Genomic DNA, 6,000 nt, shown 5'->3' with positions numbered 1-6,000 from the left:
GCTGGAAGCGCCGATACTCCCGTTCGCGCTCCTCCACGACCTCGACGCCGCGATCACGCGACGCCACGACGCAGTCCGGGAGGCGGCGTGATGACGCCCGGCGTGGGTGGGTCAGATGGGCAGCGTGGTGTCCGAGATGGCGAAGTCGCGCAGCCAGTCGATGAACAGCGCCCACCCGCCGGACAGCAGCAGCAGGCCCACGATGATGAGCATGACGCCGCCGAACACCTGAATGGTCCGGGTGTGCTTCTGCAGCCAGCCGACGGTCCGCATCGCCCAGGTGGAGCCGAACGCCACGATGATGAACGGAAGGCCCAGGCCGATGCAGTAGGCGACGATCAGCAGCACCCCGCGCGCCGCGTCGACCCCGGTGCCCGCGGCGACCGAGAGCGCGGCAGCCAGGGTCGGACCCAGACACGGGGTCCAACCCAGGGCGAACACGGCGCCGAGCATCGGGGCGCCGATCCAGGTGGACAGCGACTTGGGCTGCATGCGGGTGTCCCGCTGCAGAGTGGGGACGAGGCCGATGAAGACGAGCCCCATGAGGATCGTCACCACGCCCCCGAGACGCTGCAGCAGCTCCTGCTGGGGTGCCAGGTACTGCACGGTGCCCAGCACCATGGCGCTGAGCATCACGAAGACCACGGTGAATCCGCCAACGAACAACAGCGACGCGCCCACCACACGGGCGCGCGAGGACCGTCGGGTGCGGCGCTCCTCCATCGTGAGCGTGGCGGTGGCGGCGCGTTGGCGTTCGGCGGCGGCAGCAGTAGCCGGCGGACGCTCGGCGCCCACGACGCTGGCGAGGTACGCCAGATAACCGGGCACCAGCGGGATCACGCACGGCGAGGCGAACGACACGAGTCCTGCCAGGATGCACGCGCCCAATGCGAGCAGGATCGGGCCGCTGGCCACGGTCTGCTGGAACGTCTCCCCCACACTCTGTGCGAGCAGGATCGTCTCCGGGTTCACGTCTGGTCGACCTCCTCGGCGAGGAGCTCGCTGACGGTCTCGCGCAGCTCGTCGTCGGTGATCTCGGCCAGGTACACGGCGGCCACCCGGTGCTGCTTGTCGAGGATGATCGTCGCCGGCACCACGGACGTCGGGAAGCCCCGCAGCGCGGCGACCGCGGCGTTACTGGGATCCCAGATCGAGGGGAACGTGATGCCGTTGTCCTTGACGAAGTCCACCGGCTTCTGCCGGTTGGGGTCGCGCAGGTTGATGCCGAACACGGTGGCACCCTGGGGCTCGAATTCCTCCTGCAGGCGCTGCAGGTCGTCGGACTCGGCCCGGCACGGTCCACACCACTGGCCCCACAAGTTGAGGATCACCACCTCGCCGGCGAAGTCCTCCTGCACGGTGAGTGTGCGGTCCGGGTCGAGCAGGTCGGGACCGGTGAGCGTCGCGACGGGCTTGCGCTCGGCCGGGGGGTCGTAGTGGATCTCGATCTGCCCGTCGGGGCTGACGAACTCGAACGTCTCCGGGCCCACCACCACGGCGTCGTCGCCGGTCGCACAGCCGCCGACGAGGGCGCCGGTCACCAGCAGCGCGACGAGGGCGGCCTTGGGCTTGCGCATGATTCAGGCTCCAGTCTGCGACGGGTCGGACGCCCCCGCCGGTTCCGAGTAGACGATGTCGCGCAGCGTCGTGCCCTCGAACACCAGCGAGGTGATCGAGGCCAGCGAGCACTGCCGCTTGCGCGGGTCGTGCCAGAGCCGTCGCCCCTCGAGGAAGCGGCGCGTGGTGTAGACCGGCAGCTGGTGACTCACCAACACGGCCTCGTGACCGCGGGCGGTGTCGAGGGTGGAGTACACGGCGCCGATCATGCGGTGCGCGATCTGCAGGTAGGGCTCACCCCACGACGGCCGCATCGGGTTGAGCAGGATCGGCCAGTACTGCGGGTCGCGCAGGGCGCCGCCGGGGCCGCCCACCTTGCGCCCCTCGAAGCGGTTGTCTGCTTCGATGATGTCGGCGTCGATCCCCACCGGGAGTCCCAGTGCCTCGGCGAGAGGAGCCGCGGTCTCCTGGGCACGCTGCAGCGGCGAGGCGACGATCGACACGATGTCGTGCCCCTGCCCCAGCACTCGGCCGACGGTCTCGGCCTGGCTCCGTCCCAGCTCGGACAGTCGGAACTCGGGCAGTCGCCCGTAGAGGATGCCCTCGGGATTGTGGACCTCACCGTGACGCACCAGGTGCACGATCGTCTGCGTCTCGCCGGCGCGAGCCGAGGTGTCACGAGGGGTCGACGACGACGAGACCGGCTGTCCCGGAGCGGCGATTGTTCCCGGCTCGGCCCCGTAGGCCGCGGACCCCTCCGGCTGCGACTCGAGGGGAGGCTCAGCCGGGGTCGCGGTGGCCCCGGACCCGTCCAGCGACGGCGGCGCCACGGCGGGGGCGGGATGATCTCCCCGGAGGGGGATCGGCAGTGAGGTGGGTCCCGTCGACGGGACGGCGAGCCGCCCGCGCAGTCCTCGTCCGCTGCTGCTCATCGGCCCGTCTCCGGGGCGGACGCCGCGGCGGCAGCTTCCGCAGCCACCGGCAGCGCGTCGGAGATGTGCTGGAAGTCGTCGTCGGTGAGCGCGGTGGAGACGAACCAGGTCTCGAACGCGCTGGGCGGAGCGTAGATGCCGCGGTCGAGCAGCGTGTTGAAGAACGGCGCGTAGCGGAAGGTCTCGGCGGCCTTGGCCCCGGTGTAGTCGGTGACCTGGTCCTCGGAGAAGAACACGCTGAGCATGGTGCCCGCCCGCTGGATGGTGTGCGCGACACCCGCGGCCTGCAGAGCGTTGCTGATCAGCGCCTCGAGCCGGTCGGCGTTGGTCTGCAGGGTGTAGTAGCAGGCGTGGTCGGCCAGCCGCAGGGAGGTCAGTCCAGCCGCCACGGCGACGGGGTTCCCGGACAGGGTGCCGGCCTGGTAGACGGGGCCGGCGGGGGCGAGGGCGGCCATGACGTCGGCGCGACCTCCGAACGCGGCGGCGGGCAGCCCTCCGGACATGACCTTGCCGAATGTGGTCAGGTCGCCGGCGACACCGTCGATCCCCCACCAGCCGCGGTCCCCGGCACGGAATCCGGTCATGACCTCGTCCATCACGAGCAGTGCCCCGTTGTCGGAGCACAGGGTGCGCAGTTCTTCGTTGAAGCCGGGCAGCGGCGGGACGGTGCCCATGTTGCCGGCGGCGGCCTCAGTGATCACGCAGGCGATCTCGTCGCCGTGGTTGGCGAAGGCCACCTTGACGGCGTCGATGTCGTTGTACGGCAGCACGATCGTGTCGTGGGCGGTCGCGCCGGTGACGCCGGGCGAGTCCGGCAGCGCGAACGTGGCCAGGCCCGACCCGGCGTCGGCGAGCAGTGCGTCGACGTGTCCGTGGTAGCACCCGGAGAACTTGACGATCTTGGAGCGGCCGGTGAATCCGCGGGCCAGGCGCACGGCGCTCATGGTGGCCTCGGTGCCGGAGTTGACCAGGCGCACCTCGTCGACGGAGGTGCGGGCGACGATCTCGCGGGCGAGGTCGACCTCCCCCTCGGTCGGGGTGCCGAAGCTCAGTCCGCGGGTGGCGGCGTCGCGGACGGCGTCGACGATCCCGGGGTGGGCGTGCCCGTGGATCATGGGGCCCCACGAGCAGACGAGGTCGATGTAGGTGTTGCCGTCGACGTCCGTCATGCGGGAACCCCGCGCTTCACGCATGAAACGCGGGGTTCCGCCGACGGAGTTGAAGGCGCGGACCGGGGAGTTGACTCCGCCGGGGATCAGCTCGCAGGCCTCGGCGAAGAGCTCGGCCGATCGGGTGGTGCCGGACATGCCGGACGGGGTCTTGAAGGCATCACTCGAAGAGGTCACCGGACCAGTGTCTCAAAGTCCGGCCGCGAGCACCCCCTCGCGGTCTCAGCCCTGCGGCGAGGCCGGCGGGGCGAGGGGGGCGAACAGCGACTTCGCGGCGGCGTCGACCTGTCCGGCGAAGTCGTGCACGGCCTTCTCCGCGTCGGCGACGGCCGTCTCGGCCTGCTGCTGCAGCTCCTGCGGCGTGGGCAGCGGTACGGGTGCGGGCGTCGGTGCGGCGACGGACCCCGAGGCGGGCGTCGGCGCGGCGACGGAGCCGACCGCCGGGGCCCCGACGGAACCGGTGCCGGCGGCGTTCACGTCGCCGGTGCCGGCGTCGCGGTGGGTGCCGTACCAGTCGTCAGCACCGTCGACGGGAGCGGACATGCCCTGCTGGGCGGCGGCAGTGCGCTCGGCCTGGCCCCACTTCGGCAGGGGCTCCGGCGACGGCTTGCCCGCGACGTGGCCCGGCTCGGCGATCCCGGTCTCCAGGAACTCCATCACGAGCTTGTCGACGGCCTCGTTGCCCATGCGGAAGGTGCCGTGGTCGCCGCCACCGACGGTGACCAGTGCGCCACCCATGGCCTCGGCCACGCGGTGCGCGCCGGCGATGGGGGTGATGGCGTCGTCCTCGGAGTGCAGCACCAGCGGCTTCTCGTCGAGGGCGTCACCGTTGGGGCTGATGGTCTTGGCGACCGGCTGCCAGCCCACGCAGTCGTCGCCGGCTGCCTCGACGGCGGCGCGGGCGGTGAGGCGGTTGCCGCCGGTGTACTTGTCGGCCTTGGCCGCGATGACACCCAGCTGGTCGGCCGGGGCAGCGGTCTCGTTGCAGGTGATGATCGAGTTCATCTCGATGTCGGTGCGGTACACCGGCGAGCGGTTCTCCTGCGCGGCCAGGATCAGGCCCACGGTCTCGTAGTCGGCGCGCGCGATGGTGCCGCCGTCGTTGTAGTACTTGAGGATGTGGGCGAGCATCGGCCAGGCCTGCTCGGAGTAGGTGGCGCCGACCGTGGCGTCGTAGAGCCCGGTGGTGGCGTTGTTCGTCAGCCCCTGCAGCGCGGCGGCGCGGGCGAAACCCTCGACGCGGGCGCGGGCGGGGGCGGTCCCGTTGATCACGTCGAGCGCGGGCTTCTCGACGGCGCTGCCGCGGAGCTCGACGGGCAGGTCGCCGGTCTGTGCCGGCGGCGGGGTGAGGTTGGCGGGACCGCCCACCTCCTGGTCGGTGACCCACTTCCAGGAGTGGAAGACCTTCAGCGGGGTGTCCCCGAGGCCGTAGTAGTCGTCGCGCTCGGCGATCCAGGCGAAGATGTCGTTGACCCGCTGCTCCTGGGCGAGCGCACCCTGCTCCGCCTGCGTGTTCCAGCGCCAGTCGGGGTGGGTGTTGGAGTCCAGCACCATGCGGCCGGTGGCCTCGGGGAACAGCGTGGCGAAGTCGGTGCCGATCGCGGTGCCGTAGGACACGCCCACGTAGTCGACCTCTGCGAGCTCGAGCGCCTCACGGACCGCGTTCATGTCGCGGGCGGCGTTCTCGGTGGTCATGGACTTCATGTACTCGGGGTCGGTCCCGTAGCACGCGTCGTGGAGCGGGTTGACCGTGTTCGGGCCCACGTAGTCCACGTTGCAGACCATGGGATTGGAGCCGTACAGCCCGCGGGGCTGGACGGCCACGAGGTCGTGGTTCTCGTACAGGCCGGCCGGGTTGGCGCCGTCGAGGGCCGGGCTCCAGAAGTTCAGGGCGTAGTTGCCGGGCCCGCCGGGGTTGCCGAACACGGTGGAGCGCGCCTGGCCGGACGAGGCCTTGATGCGGGTGAGCGCGATCTGGGTCTTGGCGGCGTCGGGCGCGGTGTAGTCCACGGGGACCTCGACGGTTCCGCACTCGAGACCGGCGGGGACGTACTCGGCCTCGATGCCGAGCATCTCGGTACAGTCCTGCCATTCGACCTGGGCGGCCGAGGCCACTCCCGATCCCAGAAGTGCGATCGCTCCCACGACCGCGGTGGTGCCAACGAAAGTGCTGGAAGGCTGCACCGATCCCCGTTTCCCTGTGCTGTAGGCGTTACTCCGGCGAATCGGACGCACCGACCACTCATTTTTACGAGCGTCACATGCGTCCGAACCGCCCCAAATGTAGCCTGTGGCCGACGCCACGACACACCCGACCGGGCACACTCAGAAAACCGTCATCC

5 protein-coding genes are annotated in these 6,000 nt (G+C 70.8%); all 5 read right to left on the bottom strand.

Translation table 11 applies throughout. The features are described from left to right. Positions 1–111: 111 nt before the first annotated feature. On the bottom strand, positions 112–972 hold the full coding sequence (locus NR111_RS14300) for a cytochrome c biogenesis CcdA family protein (protein ID WP_256821177.1): 861 nt from the start codon (positions 970–972) through the stop codon (positions 112–114). Then, positions 969–1,577, bottom strand: coding sequence for a TlpA disulfide reductase family protein (locus NR111_RS14295; protein WP_206472718.1), 609 nt, complete (start codon positions 1,575–1,577; stop codon positions 969–971). The genes NR111_RS14300 and NR111_RS14295 overlap by 4 nt, the downstream gene beginning before the upstream one ends. 3 nt (positions 1,578–1,580) lie before the next feature. Further along, positions 1,581–2,201 carry a histidine phosphatase family protein gene (locus NR111_RS14290; protein WP_159148825.1) on the bottom strand — a complete coding sequence of 207 codons (621 nt, stop codon included), beginning with the start codon at positions 2,199–2,201 and terminating at the stop codon, positions 1,581–1,583. 284 nt (positions 2,202–2,485) lie between these two features. Next, the gene (gene hemL, locus NR111_RS14285) at positions 2,486–3,796 is read right to left on the bottom strand and encodes a glutamate-1-semialdehyde 2,1-aminomutase (protein ID WP_256821181.1); all 1,311 of its coding nucleotides are present in this window, start codon (positions 3,794–3,796) and stop codon (positions 2,486–2,488) included. A gap of 84 nt (positions 3,797–3,880) precedes the next feature. Next, on the bottom strand, positions 3,881–5,803 hold the full coding sequence (locus tag NR111_RS14280) for an alpha/beta fold hydrolase (RefSeq protein ID WP_254050600.1): 1,923 nt from the start codon (positions 5,801–5,803) through the stop codon (positions 3,881–3,883). Positions 5,804–6,000 lie beyond the last annotated feature (197 nt).

This window comes from Dietzia sp. Die43, assembly GCF_024519835.1.
In the GTDB taxonomy this organism is placed as follows: domain Bacteria; phylum Actinomycetota; class Actinomycetes; order Mycobacteriales; family Mycobacteriaceae; genus Dietzia; species Dietzia kunjamensis.
The sequence above is the reverse complement of the archived record's forward strand: the minus strand, read 5'-3'. Positions and strand labels throughout refer to the sequence as shown.